We start from the raw sequence: 17,669 nt of genomic DNA, 5'->3' as shown, positions 1-17,669 counted from the left end.
AAAAAGAGGATTATATTGATGTTTTATGATTTAGCTCGCCGTTTTATGTTTACCCGTGATGCGGAGTGGGCGCATGAGTTTGCACTTAATAATCTTCGTCGTTTTACCAATACACCTTTAAATTTAGCTTGGTCGCAAAATATTTCTGATAAGCCAGTCGATTTTTTGGGTCTGAAATTTAAAAACCCTGTAGGGCTAGCAGCTGGCCTTGATAAAAATGCGGAATGTATTGATGCATTCAGCCAAATGGGCTTTGGTTTTATTGAAGTTGGCACTATTACGCCGCGTGCTCAAGCTGGTAATGATAAACCTCGTATTTTTAGGTTGCCAGAATCAAACGCTATTATTAACCGCATGGGTTTTAATAATAAAGGCGTTGATAACTTAGTTGCAAATGTAAAAGCAGCAAAATACAGCGGCATACTCGGTATTAATATTGGTAAAAATAAAGATACGCCAAATGAACAAGGTAAAGATGACTATATTCATTGTATGCGTAAAGTGTTTGAGCATGCCTCATATATTACGGTAAATATTTCATCACCAAATACACCTGGCTTGCGTGACTTGCAATATGGCGCTGCACTTGATGATTTACTGCAAAGTCTTAAAAACGAACAGTTAGATTTAGTTGCAAAGCACAATAAACAAGTGCCTATGCTTGTAAAAATTGCACCGGATCTAGATCAAATTCAAATTCAACAAGTAAGTGAATCACTTTTAAATAATAAAATCGATGGTGTAATTGCCACCAATACCACGCTTGAGCGAGCTGCAGTTATGGGCCAGCAATATGCAGAAGAAGCCGGCGGTTTATCAGGTCACCCTGTTAGAATGCGTTCTACAGAGGTAGTGAGTGAATTGAAACGCTTAACACAAGGTAAATTACCAATCATCGGAGTAGGCGGAATAGATGATGCGCAATCTGCAAAAGAAAAGTTCGATGCAGGCGCAAATTTAGTCCAGGTTTATACTGGGTTCATCTACAAAGGTCCACAATTGGTAAAGTCGATCGTTAACGGCTTATAAGGATCAGTTATCTAAGCTTTTGATCGTTCGATAAATGTTCTAAGCAAGCATTTTAAAAGTGGTCAAAAGCGGTTATACTGTGAGCAATAATTATTCAACATACCCAAGGAGGAGTAAATGTTACAAGCATCAAAGCAATGGCAGTGGATTACTTGTCCTAATAAAAATCGTTTGTTACTTGATTTAAATGACGACATGCAATTATGTACGCCCTATAAGTTAAGACAACTCACCGATTCTGTTTTTAAAAATCCACGTTTTAGTTTAGAAGATGCTGCATTTTATGAACAAGTTTATAACTATTTAGATGGGTTTGAATTGTGGTCTGCTGCTCAAATTTGTCAAATATCGCTAAATGCAACCGCTGTTAAGTATCATTTAAAACCCGTTTTATCAAAAAGCTGGTTTTTTGAAGAGTACACTGGAACAGAGCCTAGTGTCGAAGCAATAGTTAAATTAATATCTAAAGCGCAAACTGGCGATTTTTTAATTGTAGAGCATTGCCCTGATGCATCTATTTGCTTAAATTTAAGCGAAACCTTCAAATTAGACGAAAATTTATCTTTAGCACAATTTGAAGTAATCCGTATTTTGAATAATCGAGTACACCCCATCCTAAATCAGCAATATCAAAGTCAAACCGCCTAACCAAATTTAAGTCTTAAGCGTGTCTTTATGGCGTGTTTGTAGCCCAACCTATGTTATAATCCTGCGCAATTAGCTATTAAGGGTTATTACTTTGCAATTTATCGCACTTACTTCTATCGGAATCGAAAATTTATTGGTTGATGAACTAACAGAACTTGGCGCAACTGTGTCTAAGCAAACTGTTGGTTCTGTTCGTTTTGAGGCTGACTCATTACTGGCGCAAAAGGTTTGTTTATCAAGTCGTTTTGCAACGCGTGTGCTTATGCTTATTGAAGAAAAAGAAGGCGTAGATGACAAGAATAGCCTGTATAATTTTGCTCGCTCGCAACCTTGGCAAGAGTGGTTTGGACCAACTCAAACATTCGCTGTCGACTTCAACGGTACCAATGACTCATTAAAAAACACACAATTTTCGGGTCTTGTAATAAAAGATGCGATTGTTGACTACTTTAATGATTTATACGAGCAGCGTCCTAACGTTGATAAGCAAGATGCAAATGTGCGTGTTGTTGCACGATTAAATCGTTACGGCGTTTCTATGTATATTGACTATTCTGGCCCTCGTTTGTCTGAACGTGGTTACCGTCAAGGTCAAGGTAAAGCACCAATTAAAGAACATTTAGCTGCTGCATTAATTAAACGAAGTGGTTGGCTTGATAATGTAAAACAACCTTTATTCGATCCATGTTGTGGTGCAGGTACTATTTTAATCGAAGCTGCCGGCATGGCACGAAACGAAGCACCGGGATTATTTCGTGAAGGCTTTGCTTTTGAGCGTTTACCTAGTTTTAGAGCCGCTAAGTTTAAAGAACTTAAAGAAGAGTTACTTGCTAACATTACCGATCCTAAATTGTGGTTAATTGGCCACGATTACGATGAGCAAGTTTTAAATAAAGCGATTGATAATGCCAAACGTGCTGAGCTTGATGATGTTATTAAGTTTAAGCAAAGTGATGCAACTAAACTTACTGCTGTTGCAAAATTACCGGGTGTTGTAATTTCAAACTTACCTTACGGTGAGCGTATTGGCTCTATGGCTGAGCTTGTTGATTTACACCGTAATTTAGGTGTTGGCTTTAAAAAGCACTTTAATCATTGGAAACTTGCCTTACTAGGTATGGACGAGAGCTTATTTAAACTTTTAAAACTTGTGCGCCTTAAGCGTTATAAGTTTAAAAATGGCCCACTTGATGTTGAACTTAACTTATATCAATTAGATGATAAGCAAGTAAGTTTGACCACCGATGATAAAAAAGCGCTTAATTTTGAAGGTTCTACGTCATTCGCAAATAGATTGAAAAAGAATAAGCAAGGCTTAAAAAACTGGCTTAAACAAAATAAAGTAGACGCTTATCGTGTTTATGAAGCGGATATCCCTGAGTACAATGTTGCTGTAGATATTTACGGTGATTCTGCGGTTATTTTTGAATATGCAGCGCCTAAAGAAATTGATGAAAAAACATCAGAAAAACGCCTGCAAGACGTAATAACATTGACTTCGCAACAACTTGATATCTCACCTGAAAATATTGCTGTAAAAGTGCGTAAAAAGCAAAAGGGCGAAGACCAGTATACGGCCATGTCTAAACAAAACCGAACTATGGTAGTTGAAGAGTTTGGTGCTAAGTTTAAAGTTAATTTATTTGACTACTTAGACACAGGTTTGTTTTTAGATCACCGTTTAATGCGTCGTTATATTCAAGAAAATGCGAAAGATAAGCGCTTTTTAAACTTGTTTGCATACACAGGTACTGCCTCTGTGCATGCTGCACTTGGTGGCGCTAAAGCAATTACAACAGTTGATTTATCTAAAACCTATTTAAAATGGGGCCAAGATAACTTCGATTTAAACAATATCAGTAATACACGTTACCGTTTTGAACAAGCAGATTGTTTAAAGTGGTTAGAGCATGCGACAGCACAATATGATTTGATATTTTTAGACCCTCCAACGTTCTCAAACTCAAAACGTATGAAAGACGCGTTTGATGTGCAAAGCGATCACATTAAATTATTAACGTGGGTTAAAAAGATCTTAAGTCCATCAGGTACTTTGATTTTCTCTAATAACAAACGTGGTTTTGTAATGGATGAAGTTGGCCTGATTGGTTTAGGTTTAAAAGCCGTTAATATCTCAGATAAAACGCTATCACCAGACTTCAAACGTAATAAAAAAATCCATAATAGCTGGCTAATTACGCATGGCTAAATGGATTTTATATCATACTGATGGTTGCCACTTGTGCGAACAGGCTGAGCAACTTATCACTGATGTACTAAATGACAACAGTGAGTTATTACTAATCGATATTATGACTGATGAGCAGCTTATTGCTGAGTATCAAATTACTATTCCTGTATTAAAAAGTGAAAAAGGCGAGAAATTATATTGGCCTTTTACTTTACACTCTGTGCGCGAATTTTTAGCACAAGCAGAATAAGAGCAAATAAGAACTATGGATTTAATAAGAATTTTAAAAGCACAACTTGCTTTTGGTACACATGCTTTGCTTAACAAAGCAGACGCTGTTATAGAAAGTGGCGAAAGAGTGTGTGTAGTTGGTCGAAATGGCGCGGGTAAGTCAACGTTATTAAAAGTACTCGATGGACAAGTTGTTTTAGATGACGGTGAAATAAATCAGCTTGGTGGCATTCGAATTTCTCGTTTAGAGCAAGATCCACCAAAAGGTGCAAGCGGAACTGTATTTGATTACGTTGCGCAGGGTATGCCGGAAATTGCTAACCTACTCATTGATTTTCATCATGTTAGCAACGAACTGCAAACACAATGTACTGATAAGTTATTAAATAAACTTGAACGTTTATCAAACCAACTTGAAGCCGCTGATGGTTGGCGCTTTGATAGCCGAATTCAATTAGTTTTGACACAGTTAGAATTAACACCAGAGGCTAAACTTGAGTCTCTTTCTGGTGGCTGGTTACGTAAAGTAGCACTTGCGCGTGCACTTGTAAGTGAGCCTGACTTATTATTACTAGATGAGCCAACAAACCATTTAGATATGGCAAGTGTAATGTGGCTCGAACAGTTTTTAAAAGAATTCAAAGGCGGCATTGTATTTATATCGCATGACCGTGCGTTTATTCGCGCTGTCGCTACGCGTATTTTAGATTTAGATCGCGGTAAACTTATTTCGTACCCAGGTGATTACGCGACTTATCTAGAGCAAAAAGCGCATGATTTAAAAGTAGAAGAAGCGCAAAATGCATTGTTTGATAAGCGTTTAGCTGAAGAAGAAACGTGGATTCGCCAAGGTGTTAAAGCGCGAAGAACGCGTAACGAAGGGCGTGTTCGAGAGCTAAAACAGCTACGTAATGAGCGCAAGCAACGTGTTGATCAAGTTGGAAAAACTGACTTTAATATTGAAACAGCTGATCGCTCAGGTAAGTTGGTATTTGAAGCTAAGAACCTTTGCCATGCATTTAAAGACAAAGTTATTGCTGATGATTTTTCGACACTTGTAATGCGTGGCGACAGAATTGGCTTAGTAGGCCCAAATGGTATTGGTAAAACAACACTATTAAAACTAATGTTTGGTGATTTAGAACCAGATAGTGGTATTACTAAGCAAGGTGTTAATTTAGAGTTTGCTTACTTTGACCAATACCGTGAAAAACTTGACGAAGAAGCAACTGTTCAAGATAACGTTGCCGAAGGTAAACAAGAAGTGATGATGGGCGGTCGTTCACGCCATGTTTTAGGTTACCTGCAAGACTTTTTATTCCCTCCAGCACGCGCTCGAACCCCGGTTAAAGCACTCTCTGGTGGTGAAAAAAATAGACTGCTATTAGCTAAACTGTTTTTAAAACCATCTAATATACTTGTTCTCGATGAGCCAACGAATGACTTGGACATTGAAACGTTAGAGTTACTAGAGGACATTATTAATCAATATCAAGGTACAGTGCTGATTGTAAGCCATGACCGAGAATTTATTGATAATACATGTTCTAGTGTATGGGCATTTGAAGGCAATGGTAAAGTAACAGATATCGTCGGTGGTTATAGCGACTACGAAGCTTATGTAGGTTACTTAGCTGAACAAGAAAAAAAAATTCAGCAACAACCAGTAAAAAAAGTTGAAAAAGTAACAGCTCCAGCTTCAAAACCAGCAGCTAAGACAAATAAACTCTCTTACAAATTAAAACTTGAATTAGAGCAACTACCGAATAAAATGGAAAAACTAGAAGCTGAAATTGAAGCTCAACAAGCTGTAGTAAGTGACGCAAACTTTTTTAAACAAGAGAGTGATGTAACAACTAAAGCATTGAACCATTTAGCACAACTTGAGTCTGACCTTGAAGCTGCCCTTGAGCGCTGGGAAGAACTTGAAGAATTACAGAATCAGTAGTAAGGACTAAAATGAAATATAAATTACTCGCTGCCAGTATTTTAGCGACATTAAGCACTTCAGCAACAAGTGCGACGTACCAGTTAAGTGAATTAGGGACTCTTGAAGACGCTAAATATTCTTATGTAACAGATGTAAGCGAAAGCGGGCATATTATTGGTTTCGCAAATGGTTTATACAATTTACCTATTGATACAAGCTATATAGATTTTACTGAAAACCTTATTGAAAATAGCTATGACAATACAGAGGCAGCATTTGAATTAAGTGATAAAGAGATTACCTTCACACTTGATGACATTGAAAATAATGATGCAGTACTGACTAATGCTGATGCACACACTTTCATGGTTAGTTTTTTATCTTCAATTTCTACAAATTTTGAATATCAAAAATTAAGCTCATTAGTAGGCATAAAATATAATGATACACAAATAACTGAGCAACCATTATTTGATGTTGCATCTGTTGATTATGACGGACTAACACGTTCAACTACTAACCTTTTTAATGCTGTAACTGAAGATGGTGTTACAGTCGGTTGGGGAAGCGCCCCATACGATAAAGTATCTTTTACACCTGATGGCGAAGATGATGCAGAAACGTGGTTTACTCATGAATTTATAGAACGTGGGATTGTAATAAGCGCTGATGGCAGTGTAAGTGTTGAGTTAGAGCCTGAGTTTAATGAATACGGTGGCACAAGCCGCGCTAACGATATTGTTAAAACTAACAGTGGTTATACCGTTGTAGGTAATATGTCTACAAGCATTCCAGATGACAGACAAGATAATATTGATGATAACTGTGATAATGAAGACGAACCTACGTCAGTATGTATCAACTTGTTAAATTCAAATATTACACGAGGCTTATTTAATAAGCGCGCTGTTAAATGGGAACTTGATGAATCACTTAATATCACGTCTGTTGAAGAGCTTGGTATGGCACTGACACCTGATGAAGGTGAAGCGGAAGATGATGCATTTACAAGTACTGCTTTAGCAGTGAACAGCAACGGGACAATTGTAGGTTCATCGAATACACGTTATTACAAAAATGACGATACAATTCTTACAATGCCAGTTTATTTTAAAGACGGTGCGGTTGTTGATTTTATTAATCAAGAAGATGACTGGCAGTCTGGTAAATCAATTGCTATTAATGATAACGATGTAATTACAGGTTATGCAACTAAACGTATTGAAGGTACTCTTCGTAATAAATTCTTTTACCATGATATAGCAACGGGTAGTACGGTTTTCCCTACTGATTACTTTTCAAGCTCAAGTTCTTACGGTAACGATATAAACAACCAAGGTTATATTGTAGGTGAAGGGGAAGTGGGTGTTTCTGATAGCTCGCGACTCAAAGAGGCCTTTATTTACAAAATTGGTGAAGACAAAATCACTAATCTAAACGATTTACTGCCTTGTTATGACACCGACGGTGAAACTGATTACGCTTATACTATGGTTGAAGCGACTGCTATCAACGAAAATAATGAAATATTTGGTACTGCGACTAAAACAGTTGAAAAGCTAGATTCATTAGGCGGTGTAGTAACTGATATTAATGGTGAAATTGAATATGAGAGTATTGCAATAGCAGTTAAACTAACTCCCATTGCAAATGGTGAAGTAGAAAGCTGTGCTCCAGTAGAAGCGGAAGCTTATGAGCGTAACTCTGCTAGCTTCCCTTGGTATACATTATTGTTATTACCACTGGTTGGCTTAAGGCGCGTATTTCGCTTTTAAAGTTTATTGATTATAAAAAAACCAACTTAATAAAGTTGGTTTTTTTTCGTCTATAATATTTTATTAGATTAGAATTGCAGTGATTATTTAGCTTTAACGCCCTAATTATTTCGTGATAACCATGCTTTTTTCACAGATCGGCGCCAAATAATATCGATACCAAAATATCCGATAATTGATGCAATAGAAGCACATACTAATGAACCTAATAAAAATGCAGGACCAATTGTTTCTATACTTTCTAAAAACCAAGACCAACTGGCTTCAAATACAAAGTGTTGTTCTGGCTGATTAAGTATTAACGTACCCACTAAGTATGAGCCATAAAAGATAGGTGGCATGGTTAATGGATTCGTAAGCCATACTAAAGCAACTGATATGGGTAAATTAACCCTAAATAATATAGCACCTGCTGCGGCTAAAACCATTTGAAAAGGAACAGGGATGAAAGCAAAAAATAACCCGACCGCGAAGGCCCCTCGAGCTGAACGTCTATTTAAATGCCAAAGATTTGCGTCTTGCAAAAGTCGTCCAAATATTTTTAGTGATTTATGATGTCTAATTTTATTTGGATCAGGTAAAAATCTTTGGATCGTTTTTTTAGCCATTTAAAGCAACCATTTACATCAGTGTGGATAAGTCTTGGGTTTGTAATTGGCTGTGTAGCAACCGTGTTTTATTATCAAACTCTCGAATTTACAGTCTTCACAATTTTCATTGTAATAGTGAGCGCTTATTTTAAGCCGTTTTTAAACGTATTGTTAGGCTTTATTTGCGCAATTTGCTTTGTTGGTATGCATTTTTACCTTTTTTATAGTTTTGAAATACCAAAACCGAACGAAAAGTATGCACTTGATTCTACATTAGTTGTTGAAGAGGTTATTTCTGATAAAAAACCTCAGTATATCAAAGCCAAAATAGTGGCATTAGACGGGAGTAGTTTTTCGAATTTTAGAGCACCCAAAGCAATGCTCAGTGTTAATTCTGCACAGCCTTTTACAGTCGGCGATGAATTCTCTGCATTAATCCATTTAAAATATTTTCGCAGTAATAAAAATTTTAATGTGTTTGATAATGAACGTTATGCATTTATAAATAGAATATTATTTAAAGGCAAAGTGCTCAATAAAGAGCTTAATATAATACACAGCGATAAACAAAGCATCGTGCTAGATTATCAAAACTTCATTAAAAATACCTATACAAATACAAGATTGCAGTGGCTCTATTATGCATTACTCAGTGGTGATAAATCGTTAATGAGCTATACAGATAAACAATTAATGCAATCACTTGGGTTAAGTCACTTACTGGCTATATCGGGCTTACATATTGGTTTGATTTTTAGCTTTGGTTACTTATTCATTCGATTTATCTGTACGAAAATAAACTTTTCAATTGGTCAATCATTTAACCTTACACTTTACTACAGTTCGTTCGGTTTTATAGCTGCATTAGTTTACGTATATTTAAGTGACTTTTTAGTATCAGCAACGCGAGCACTAATTATGCTGGGTTGTTATTTGTTACTTTATTTTCTTGCTAAGCAGCCGCTGCGATGGCATAGTATTTTATTTGCCTTGGTAATAGTGCTTGCTGTTAACCCATTTAATTTACTTAATCCAGGTCTGTATTTTTCATTTTTAGCAGTCGCTATAATTTTTACTGTTATTAGTAAATTACCAATATTAAATACACGAATAAAAAACAAAATTATTGCGTTATTTGTTATTCAAGTAGCATTATTTATCGGTTTATTACCACTTTCACTTTATTTTTTTAATGGCGTAAGTATTGCGGGACTAGTGATTAACTTAATTGCGATACCGTTTCTTTCCATCATTATTTTGCCATTTTTGATTGTTTTTACATTACTGAGTACTTTTATAGATATAGGTAATTTAATACATTTGTTTGATACAGGGTTATATGCATTATTTAAATTACTTTATGAAATACCCGAGCCGTTAAGATGGCTGACAACAGGACGAATCGAGTTAATATTCGTCATTTTTACCTATATTACTATGTTGATGATTTACTTCCTCCCCTATAAGTTGCTTTCTTTCATTCCTTTAACAGTACTTTTATTGAATAATCTTCTAAAAGAAAAGCCTAACTGGCAACTTCATGTGTTTGATGTTGGGCATGGTCTCATGGCATTAATTGAAAAAGATAACCAAGTGCTTATCTATGATTTTGGTCCAAGTTATTTTAATCGTTTTAGCCGTACGCGAAGTATTTTATTGCCTTATATAAAAGCAAATAATTTCACAGTAAAAACAGCAATTCTAAGTCATGAAGACAGCGATCACGCTGGAGGAATACAGCATTTTATTGAAGCTGGATTTGGGGAAACATTAAAGCAATTTCATCCTGAAAATACACTTAATGTGTGTGAAGTCCAAAGTGTTGATTTTGTTGGTTTAAGAGTAGAAAGTTTTAGCACTAGAGGGTATGGAAATGAAAACGACGATTCATGCGTTGTTAGAGTATCGAGTAATACTCATAGTGTGTTATTTACAGGTGATATATCAAAATCTCGTGAAGCCTCTTTATTAGCTAATAATACATCGTTGAAAAGTACAGTCATGTTAAGCCCGCATCATGGCAGTGATACATCCTCAAGTGTTAATTTTATTAGTCATGTAGCTCCTAAAGTTGTGATTCATTCAAGTGCTTATAAAGGACAGTGGGAATTTCCCAAGCCAGTTGTTGTCGAGCGTTACAAAGCAATAAGCGCCGAGCAATTTACAACAGGCGTTGAAGGACAAATTAGTATTAAATTCTACTCAAACAATTTGGTCATAGAAACAGCAAGAGGGCAGGAAAGTTATTGGTTTATCAAAGATTGACGTTTAGTTTTATCTCATCGAAGGATACAATACAGGGAGTTACTGTATTTAGAGAGTGTTATGGATCAAAGTACTGCACAAATTTATAAACGTCTTGTCTCGTATGTTGGCGCATACAAAAGCGTCGCTTTTATCGCAATTGTTGGGATGATAGGCTATTCAGCAATGGATGCTTTATTCATTCAATTAATGAAGCCGTTTATTGATCAAGGTTTAAACCAGCGAAATACAGAAGTTTTAAAGTACGCTCCTTTTGTCGTTATCGCGTTAGTACTAGGGCGTGGTGTTTTTAACTTTATGTCTTCGTACTGTTTAAGTTATGTGGGCTCTCAAGTTGTACGCTCTTTACGCCAAGAGTTATTTGAGCACATATTGCATTTACCCGTTTCTTTTCATGACAAAAACTCAACAGGCGATTTAATTTCAAAAATCACTTTTGACACAGAGCAAGTTCAACAAGCAATTACTAAAGCGTTACTTATTGTTGTACGTGAAGGGGCCTTTGTTGTCTTTTTACTTGGTGTAATGTTTTATACCAGTTGGAAGCTCTCACTTATATTTTTAGTCATCATCCCTCTCGTTGCCATTATTGTAGCAGTTGTATCGAAACGTTTTCGCCATATTTCTAAAAGTATCCAATCAGCTATGGGGCAGGTTACACGTAGCTCTGAACAAATGCTTAGCGGACATAAAGTTATTCATGGATTTGGCGGACAAGACCAAGAAATAAACCATTTCTCAAAGATTAATAATCATAACCGCCAGCAGCGCATTAAAATGGATGCGACAAAAGCTTTAAGTGTATCAATTATTCAAATATTAGCAGCAAGTGCTATGGCTGTTATTTTATGGGCTGTATCTCTTCCATCAATGATTGATACGATTACCTCTGGTGACTTCATGGCATTAATTGCCTCAATGATGATGCTATTGCGACCGCTAAAACAACTCGCTAATGTTAATAGTGATATGCAGCGTGGTATCTCTGCTGCACAAAGTATTTTTTTAGTGTTAGATGAAGAAATGGAAAAAGATACTGGCACCGTTTCAGTCGATAAAGTTAAAGGGGTAATTGAAGTTAAAAATGTAACCTTTAAGTACCCAACAAAAGATGAAGCCGTATTAAACGATTTGTCGCTAACGATTAAAGCGGGTGAAAGTATTGCCTTAGTAGGGCGCTCAGGCTCGGGTAAATCAACAATTTCTAATTTATTACCACGCTACTATGACCTAGAGTTACCGAGTGAAATATTACTTGATGGTATAGCCCTGCAGGATTATAAATTAACAGATTTGCGTCGCCAATTTGCTTTAGTGTCTCAACAAGTCGTGTTATTTAACGATACGATTGCTAACAATATTTGTTATGGCATAAAGCATGATGTGTCTGAGAAAGAATTAGAGCAAGTTGCTAAACAAGCGCATGTTTGGGAGTTTGTTAAAGACCTGCCAGAGCAATTAAACACCATGGTAGGTGAAAATGGTGTAATGCTCTCCGGCGGTCAACGTCAGCGTATAGCGATAGCACGTGCAATATTAAAAGACGCACCTATTTTGATTTTAGACGAGGCAACATCAGCACTTGATACCGAATCTGAAAAGCTTATTCAGCAAGCATTAGAAACGCTAATGAAAGATAAAACCTCAATTGTCATTGCGCACCGCTTATCTACTATCGAAAACAGTGACCGAATTTATGTTATTGATAACGGTCGTGTAATAGAAAGTGGCGATCACAATAGCTTATTAGCAAATGACGGTACTTATTCAGCCCTTTGCAAAATGCAGTTTGGTGATCAGGCGTGAGTAAAATAGAACAAAGCTGGTATAAACCATTTGGACTAATTACTTTGCTGTTATTACCATTAAGTGCTTTGTTTTGGGTTGTATCTTCATTTCGAAAATACTTATACAGCGCTAAAATACTTAAACCTTTTGAGTGCAAAACGCCTGTAATCGTAGTTGGCAATATAAGTGTAGGCGGTAATGGTAAAACGCCTTTTGTTTTGTGGCTGTATGGTCATTTAACACAGCAAGGTTTATCAGTAGGAATTATTAGTAGAGGATATGGCGGGCAATCAGAAAATTACCCGCTGTTAGTTACTGAGCTTGTAGATGCTCAGCAGGCTGGAGATGAGCCCGTACTTTTATACCATCGTTTAAAGTGCCCAATAGCGGTTGGGCCTAATAGACAACACAATATCGATTTATTAGAAAATAATTGTACACTCGATGTTATTATTTCTGATGATGGAATGCAGCATTATAAAATGCCTCGTAGCATTGAGTGTTGTATTGTTGATAGTGAGCGTCGTTTTGGTAATGGCTTTGTTATGCCAGCAGGGCCACTTCGTGAAACAACTAAACGATTGCAAAGTGTCGATATAGTAATTGAAAATGGTGGTGAGGCTAATAATAGCTACACATTACAAGTAAGTAATCTTCGCTTGGTTAATTCAAGCGATTATGCAAAAAGTAACGTAAGTGAAGCACATGCAATAAGTGCAATTGGGAACCCTAGACGGTTTGAAAACTCATTAGAAGCACAAGATATTACGTTATTATCGACTCATCATTTTAGAGATCATTATGCTTATACAGTAGATGATTTTGCCCAATTTGGTGATGATTGCATTATAATGACCGAAAAAGATGCCGTTAAATGTAAGTCCTTTGCAAAGCCTAATTGGTATTATTTACCAGTAGATGCACAACCTACCGATAGCGTAATAAACACATTAAATTCAATATTAAAAGAAAAAGGAATACTCAATGGCCTTTGATACAAAATTACTCGAGATAATTGCGTGCCCTGTTTGTAAGGGAAAATTACGCTTTGACAGAGAAAACAACGAACTAATTAGCACAGCAGCTAAGCTTGCTTATCCTGTTCAAGACGATATTCCAGTTTTACTTGAAAATGAAGCACGAGAACTATCTCTAGAAGAGGTTGAAAAGTGGAATTCGTAGTTGTAATTCCTGCTCGTTTTGCATCGACCCGACTACCAGGTAAACCGCTTGCTGATATTTGTGGTAAGCCAATGGTTCAACACGTTTACGAAAAAGCATGTTTATCAGGTGCTAGTAAAGTAGTTATAGCAACCGATCATCAAAAAGTATTTGATGCAGTAAGTATGTTTACTAATGATGTACTAATGACGCGTGAAGATCACCAGTCGGGTACTGAACGATTAGCTGAAGTGGTTGATTTGCTTAAACTTGATAGCAATACAATTGTGGTTAATGTACAAGGCGATGAGCCATTACTTGCACCAGAAAACGTATCTCAAGTTGCTGCACTATTAAGTGATTCAACAGCACCAATGGCAACGTTAAGTGTTGCTATTGAAGAACGTGATGAAGTATTTAATCCTAATGCCGTTAAAGTGGTTAGCGATATAAATAAAAATGCCCTGTATTTCTCTCGTGCAAGTATACCGTTTGATAGAAATACGATGATGGAAGATAGCACTGCCCTTAATTTAGCCCCGTTTCAACGCCATGTAGGTATTTATGCGTACAGAGCGGGTTTTATTAAACAATACATAGAGCTGAGTGTATCACCACTAGAATTACTTGAATCACTTGAGCAGTTACGTGTTTTGTATCACGGTTATAAAATTAAAATAGAACAAGCTCAAATAGCCCCTCATGCAGGCGTAGATACGCCTGATGATTTAGCTAAAGTGATAGCGCATATTAAAAGTAAAAACGTGTGAGTGAGCAAGTAAGTAAGATAATAAAAGTTGTTTATACACATAACGACTTTTATATTTTAGAAAAGCCAGCGGGTCTTAATTTTCATTCTGAAGAAGGGCCTGGCTTTGTTGTTTTAGCCGAACAACAATTATCGCAAAAGCTTTATGCCGTGCATCGTTTAGATAAAGTGACATCAGGGCTGATTATTTTAGCGCGAAACAAATCCGCTGCAGCCGCCTTTACTGTTATGTTTACTGAGCATGCGATTGCTAAATTTTATTTAGCGATTAGTGATGCTAAACCAAAAAAGAAGCAAGGGTGGATAAAAGGCGATATGGCTAAGTCTCGCCGTGGCTCGTTTAAGTTACTAACGAGTACACTTAACCCTGCAATCACCCGATTCTATTCTCTGAATTATAAGCCAGGGTTTAGAGGGTATATTTTAAAACCTTACTCTGGCAAAACACATCAACTAAGAGTGGCACTAAAAAGTGTGGGCGCAGCTATTTTAGGCGATGTAATGTATTCAGGCACGCCATCAAATCGTACCTATTTACATGCATATGCATTGAGCTTTTTATGGCAAAGTGAACAAATACAGCTAACTTTATTACCCGATAATGGTGATGAGTATTTGGCGTTAATTAAACATCAAGATTTTCAAGCATGGCAATCGCCATGGCAACTGGATTGGTAAATGAGCGAAAAAGTTACAGATATACGTTTTGGTGGTATTAAACGTTTATATGGTCATCAACAGTTTGATTGGCTTCAAGAAGCACATTTTTGTGTAGTAGGGATTGGGGGTGTAGGAAGCTGGACAGCAGAAGCACTTGCACGTACTGGTGTTGGTGAAATAACACTTATAGATTTGGATGATATTTGCGCGACCAACGTCAATAGACAAATTCACGCGTTAACGGGCACTATTGGTCAAGCTAAAGTCGATGCAATGAAAGCGCGCTGCGAGCTCATTAATCCACAGTGCCAAATTAATGTAATAGATGACTTTATTACGCTTGATAATATTCAAGAGCATATTCAAGGTTTTGATTATGTAATTGATTGTATTGATGCAGTTAAAGAAAAAGCAGCATTAATTGCTCACTGTAAACGTAATAAACTACCTATAATTACAACTGGTGGTGCTGGCGGGCAAACAGATCCTAGCCAAATAACTTTTGGTGATGTAGCTAAAACTACGCAAGACCCATTACTTGCAAAGGTGCGCTATATTTTGCGCAAGCAATATAATTTTAGTAATAATCCTAAACGTAAGTTTAATATTGATTGTGTTTACTCAACAGAGCAATTGGTTTACCCAGGAAGCGATGGCAGCGTATGTCATGCTAAGCAAAGTGCTGATGGCACGATGAATATGGACTGTAATAATGGTTTTGGCTCTGTGACTATGATCACAGGAAGCTTTGGATTTTTTGTTGCTGCTAAAGCTGTACGTAAATACTTAGATAAAAAACAACGCTCACAAGCCTAGGCTCTGCCTTGCCTAAATACCAAACAGACTGCTGCAATTTAACCTTGAAAGATCAACAGACCTTGGTTAACTAAGCTTGTGTTGTGCCATGGTTTGAATTTTTTCAACCATGGCTTTAATACCATTACCACGTGATGCGCTTAAGTGGCTAATAAGGCCTAGCTTTTCAAATTCTTCATACGCATTTTTATTCACTACCTGTTCTGGTGTGAGCCCGTTATAAAGCGCTAAAATAATAGCTAATAATCCTTTTACTATACGAGTATCAGAGTCACCTATTACAACAAGTGTATTTTCGGTTAAGTCAAATTCAACGAACATCCATACTTTGCTTTCACAGCCAGAGACAAGTGCGTCATCAGTTTTTAAAACATCAGCTAAAGCCGGTAACGTTTTTCCTAAAAGCATTATTTCACGATATTTTTGCTGCCAAGCAGGTGCATTTTTTATAGATTCTGTGACTTTGTTAAACGTATTTGTCATGAGTTATCCTAATTAATTCTATTAAACTGGCGTTCAATCTAATAAAGCTATACATTTTTTAAGTGAATCAATGAATATATCTACATCTTTGTATGTATTATAAAAAGAAAAACTCGCTCTTAACGTTCCATTAAGCCCTAAATGTGTCATTAATGGTTGCGTACAATGGTGTCCACTTCTGACTGCAACCCCATATCCGTCAAGTAAAGTTGCCAAATCATAAGGATGTTCATCTTTAAAATTAAAACAGAGTGTACCAATATTGTCAGATAGGTTGCTGAATATGGTAATGCCATCCACCTTTACCAATTTTTGTGCCGCGTAACTAAACAATTCTTGTTCATATTGCTGTATTTGCACGTGATCTAATTCATTTAAATAGTCTAAAGCGGCACCAAAGCCTAAAACTCCAGAAATATTTGGTGTGCCAGTTTCAAATTTTGCAGGCGCAGGGCGATAAGTGCTATGAGTTAAGTAAACTTTATCGATCATTTCACCGCCGGATTGGTAAATATCTAGTGTATTTAGCTCTTCATATTGGCCATAAAGTACACCTAAGCCTGTTGGACCGAGCATTTTATGGCTTGAGCAAACATAAAAGTCACAGTTTAATTCACGTAAATCGGGTTTTAAATGCAGTGCACCTTGGGCTCCGTCCACTAAAACAAGCGAATTCACCTCTTTTGCAGCTACAATTAGTGGCTTTAAATCAGTGATATTACCCAGTGTGTTCGATGCTTGTGTAATAGCTAATAAGGCAGGTTTTGTTTCTTTTATAAATTCACAGCATTGTTGTATGTTTAGCGTGCCGTTATTGTTAAGCGGCAGAGAGACTAATTTAGCTCCCGTCTGTTGGCTTACTAGTTGCCAAGGCACTATGTTTGCGTGATGCTCAAGCGGAGATATTATTATGGTATGACTTTTATCTAAACGCTTTTTTAAGCCGTTAGCGACCAAATTTATGGCTTCTGTAGCACCTTTAGTCCATACAATCTCTTTACTTAAGACATTAAAAAACCTTGCAGTTTTATCCCGGACTTGTTCATAAGAATAAGTGGCTTGCTCGCTAAGTGTATGGCGTCCACGGTGTACATTTGCATTTTGAGACGTATAAAACTCAGTAATTGTATCTATAACTGATTGAGGCTTTTGTGAGGTTGCTGCTGAGTCTAAATAAACAAGCGGGCAGCCGTTTATTGTTTGATTTAATGTCGGGAAGTCTTTTCTAATTTTATTTATATCAAACTTTAAAGTAGGCATAGCTCATCTACATAGTGTTTTTAAGGCAGGGATTGTAATCGGTTTATGATAATTCTCAAGTGCTGTTAATAAA

The 17,669-nt window shown here is 36.7% G+C and carries 16 protein-coding genes; 13 read left to right on the top strand and 3 right to left on the bottom strand.

Annotation, left to right across the window (positions count from 1 at the left end):
* The first annotated feature begins 18 nt into the window (after positions 1 to 18).
* The 6 genes from pyrD to QT16_RS08675 all read left to right on the top strand — a co-directional run bounded on the left by pyrD (position 19) and on the right by QT16_RS08675 (position 7,804).
* Complete coding sequence (pyrD, locus tag QT16_RS08700) at positions 19 to 1,029, top strand: quinone-dependent dihydroorotate dehydrogenase (protein ID WP_039488000.1); 1,011 nt, start codon at positions 19 to 21, stop codon at positions 1,027 to 1,029.
* Between the two features lie 117 nt (positions 1,030 to 1,146).
* Positions 1,147 to 1,677 (top strand): cell division protein ZapC, encoded by a 531-nt coding sequence (locus QT16_RS08695; protein WP_002961896.1) that lies wholly within the window; start codon positions 1,147 to 1,149, stop codon positions 1,675 to 1,677.
* Between the two features lie 91 nt (positions 1,678 to 1,768).
* Complete coding sequence (gene rlmKL, locus QT16_RS08690; RefSeq protein WP_008133692.1) at positions 1,769 to 3,886, top strand: bifunctional 23S rRNA (guanine(2069)-N(7))-methyltransferase RlmK/23S rRNA (guanine(2445)-N(2))-methyltransferase RlmL; 2,118 nt, start codon at positions 1,769 to 1,771, stop codon at positions 3,884 to 3,886.
* Positions 3,879 to 4,118, top strand: coding sequence for a glutaredoxin family protein (locus tag QT16_RS08685; RefSeq protein ID WP_002961779.1), 240 nt, complete (start codon positions 3,879 to 3,881; stop codon positions 4,116 to 4,118). The genes rlmKL and QT16_RS08685 overlap by 8 nt, the downstream gene beginning before the upstream one ends.
* A 15-nt stretch (positions 4,119 to 4,133) precedes the next feature.
* On the top strand, positions 4,134 to 6,047 hold the full coding sequence (gene uup / locus QT16_RS08680) for an ATP-binding cassette ATPase Uup (protein WP_039487996.1): 1,914 nt from the start codon (positions 4,134 to 4,136) through the stop codon (positions 6,045 to 6,047).
* Positions 6,048 to 6,058: 11 nt separating this feature from the next.
* A complete protein-coding gene (locus QT16_RS08675; RefSeq protein WP_039487995.1) occupies positions 6,059 to 7,804 on the top strand; it encodes a DUF3466 family protein in 1,746 nt (581 codons plus the stop codon).
* A gap of 101 nt (positions 7,805 to 7,905) precedes the next feature.
* Here the strand turns inward: QT16_RS08675 and QT16_RS08670 are convergent, their stop codons facing one another.
* Positions 7,906 to 8,412: a DUF2062 domain-containing protein gene (locus QT16_RS08670; protein ID WP_024595571.1), complete on the bottom strand. Its 507-nt coding sequence runs from the start codon at positions 8,410 to 8,412 to the stop codon at positions 7,906 to 7,908.
* Here QT16_RS08670 and QT16_RS08665 point away from each other — a divergent pair.
* The 7 genes from QT16_RS08665 to tcdA are packed head-to-tail and all read left to right on the top strand — an operon-like array spanning position 8,392 to position 15,853.
* Positions 8,392 to 10,659: a DNA internalization-related competence protein ComEC/Rec2 gene (locus tag QT16_RS08665; RefSeq protein WP_039487994.1), complete on the top strand. Its 2,268-nt coding sequence runs from the start codon at positions 8,392 to 8,394 to the stop codon at positions 10,657 to 10,659. The genes QT16_RS08670 and QT16_RS08665 overlap by 21 nt on opposite strands.
* A gap of 60 nt (positions 10,660 to 10,719) precedes the next feature.
* Positions 10,720 to 12,465, top strand: a complete 1,746-nt coding sequence (msbA, locus tag QT16_RS08660; protein ID WP_039487992.1) for a lipid A export permease/ATP-binding protein MsbA — start codon at positions 10,720 to 10,722, stop codon at positions 12,463 to 12,465.
* On the top strand, positions 12,462 to 13,442 hold the full coding sequence (lpxK, locus tag QT16_RS08655) for a tetraacyldisaccharide 4'-kinase (RefSeq protein ID WP_039487990.1): 981 nt from the start codon (positions 12,462 to 12,464) through the stop codon (positions 13,440 to 13,442). The genes msbA and lpxK overlap by 4 nt, the downstream gene beginning before the upstream one ends.
* Positions 13,432 to 13,629, top strand: a complete 198-nt coding sequence (locus QT16_RS08650; RefSeq protein WP_002961789.1) for a Trm112 family protein — start codon at positions 13,432 to 13,434, stop codon at positions 13,627 to 13,629. The genes lpxK and QT16_RS08650 overlap by 11 nt, the downstream gene beginning before the upstream one ends.
* Entirely contained in the window at positions 13,617 to 14,378 is a 762-nt protein-coding gene (gene kdsB, locus QT16_RS08645; protein WP_039487988.1) for a 3-deoxy-manno-octulosonate cytidylyltransferase, read from the top strand. The genes QT16_RS08650 and kdsB overlap by 13 nt, the downstream gene beginning before the upstream one ends.
* Entirely contained in the window at positions 14,375 to 15,055 is a 681-nt protein-coding gene (locus tag QT16_RS08640; protein WP_039487986.1) for a TIGR01621 family pseudouridine synthase, read from the top strand. Before kdsB ends, QT16_RS08640 begins: the two co-directional genes overlap by 4 nt.
* A complete protein-coding gene (gene tcdA / locus QT16_RS08635; protein WP_039487984.1) occupies positions 15,056 to 15,853 on the top strand; it encodes a tRNA cyclic N6-threonylcarbamoyladenosine(37) synthase TcdA in 798 nt (265 codons plus the stop codon).
* Positions 15,854 to 15,919: 66 nt separating this feature from the next.
* On the opposite strand, the gene QT16_RS08630 is transcribed toward tcdA, so the two are convergent.
* Together QT16_RS08630 and QT16_RS08625 are read right to left on the bottom strand one after the other, a co-directional pair.
* A complete protein-coding gene (locus QT16_RS08630) occupies positions 15,920 to 16,336 on the bottom strand; it encodes a SufE family protein (protein ID WP_002961794.1) in 417 nt (138 codons plus the stop codon).
* Positions 16,337 to 16,369: 33 nt separating this feature from the next.
* Entirely contained in the window at positions 16,370 to 17,596 is a 1,227-nt protein-coding gene (locus QT16_RS08625; RefSeq protein WP_039487981.1) for a SufS family cysteine desulfurase, read from the bottom strand.
* Between the last annotated feature and the right edge of the window lie 73 nt (positions 17,597 to 17,669).

Origin of the sequence: Pseudoalteromonas distincta, assembly GCF_000814675.1 — a bacterium.
Lineage (GTDB): Bacteria > Pseudomonadota > Gammaproteobacteria > Enterobacterales > Alteromonadaceae > Pseudoalteromonas > Pseudoalteromonas distincta.
This window is presented reverse-complemented; position numbering and strand designations above follow the sequence as displayed.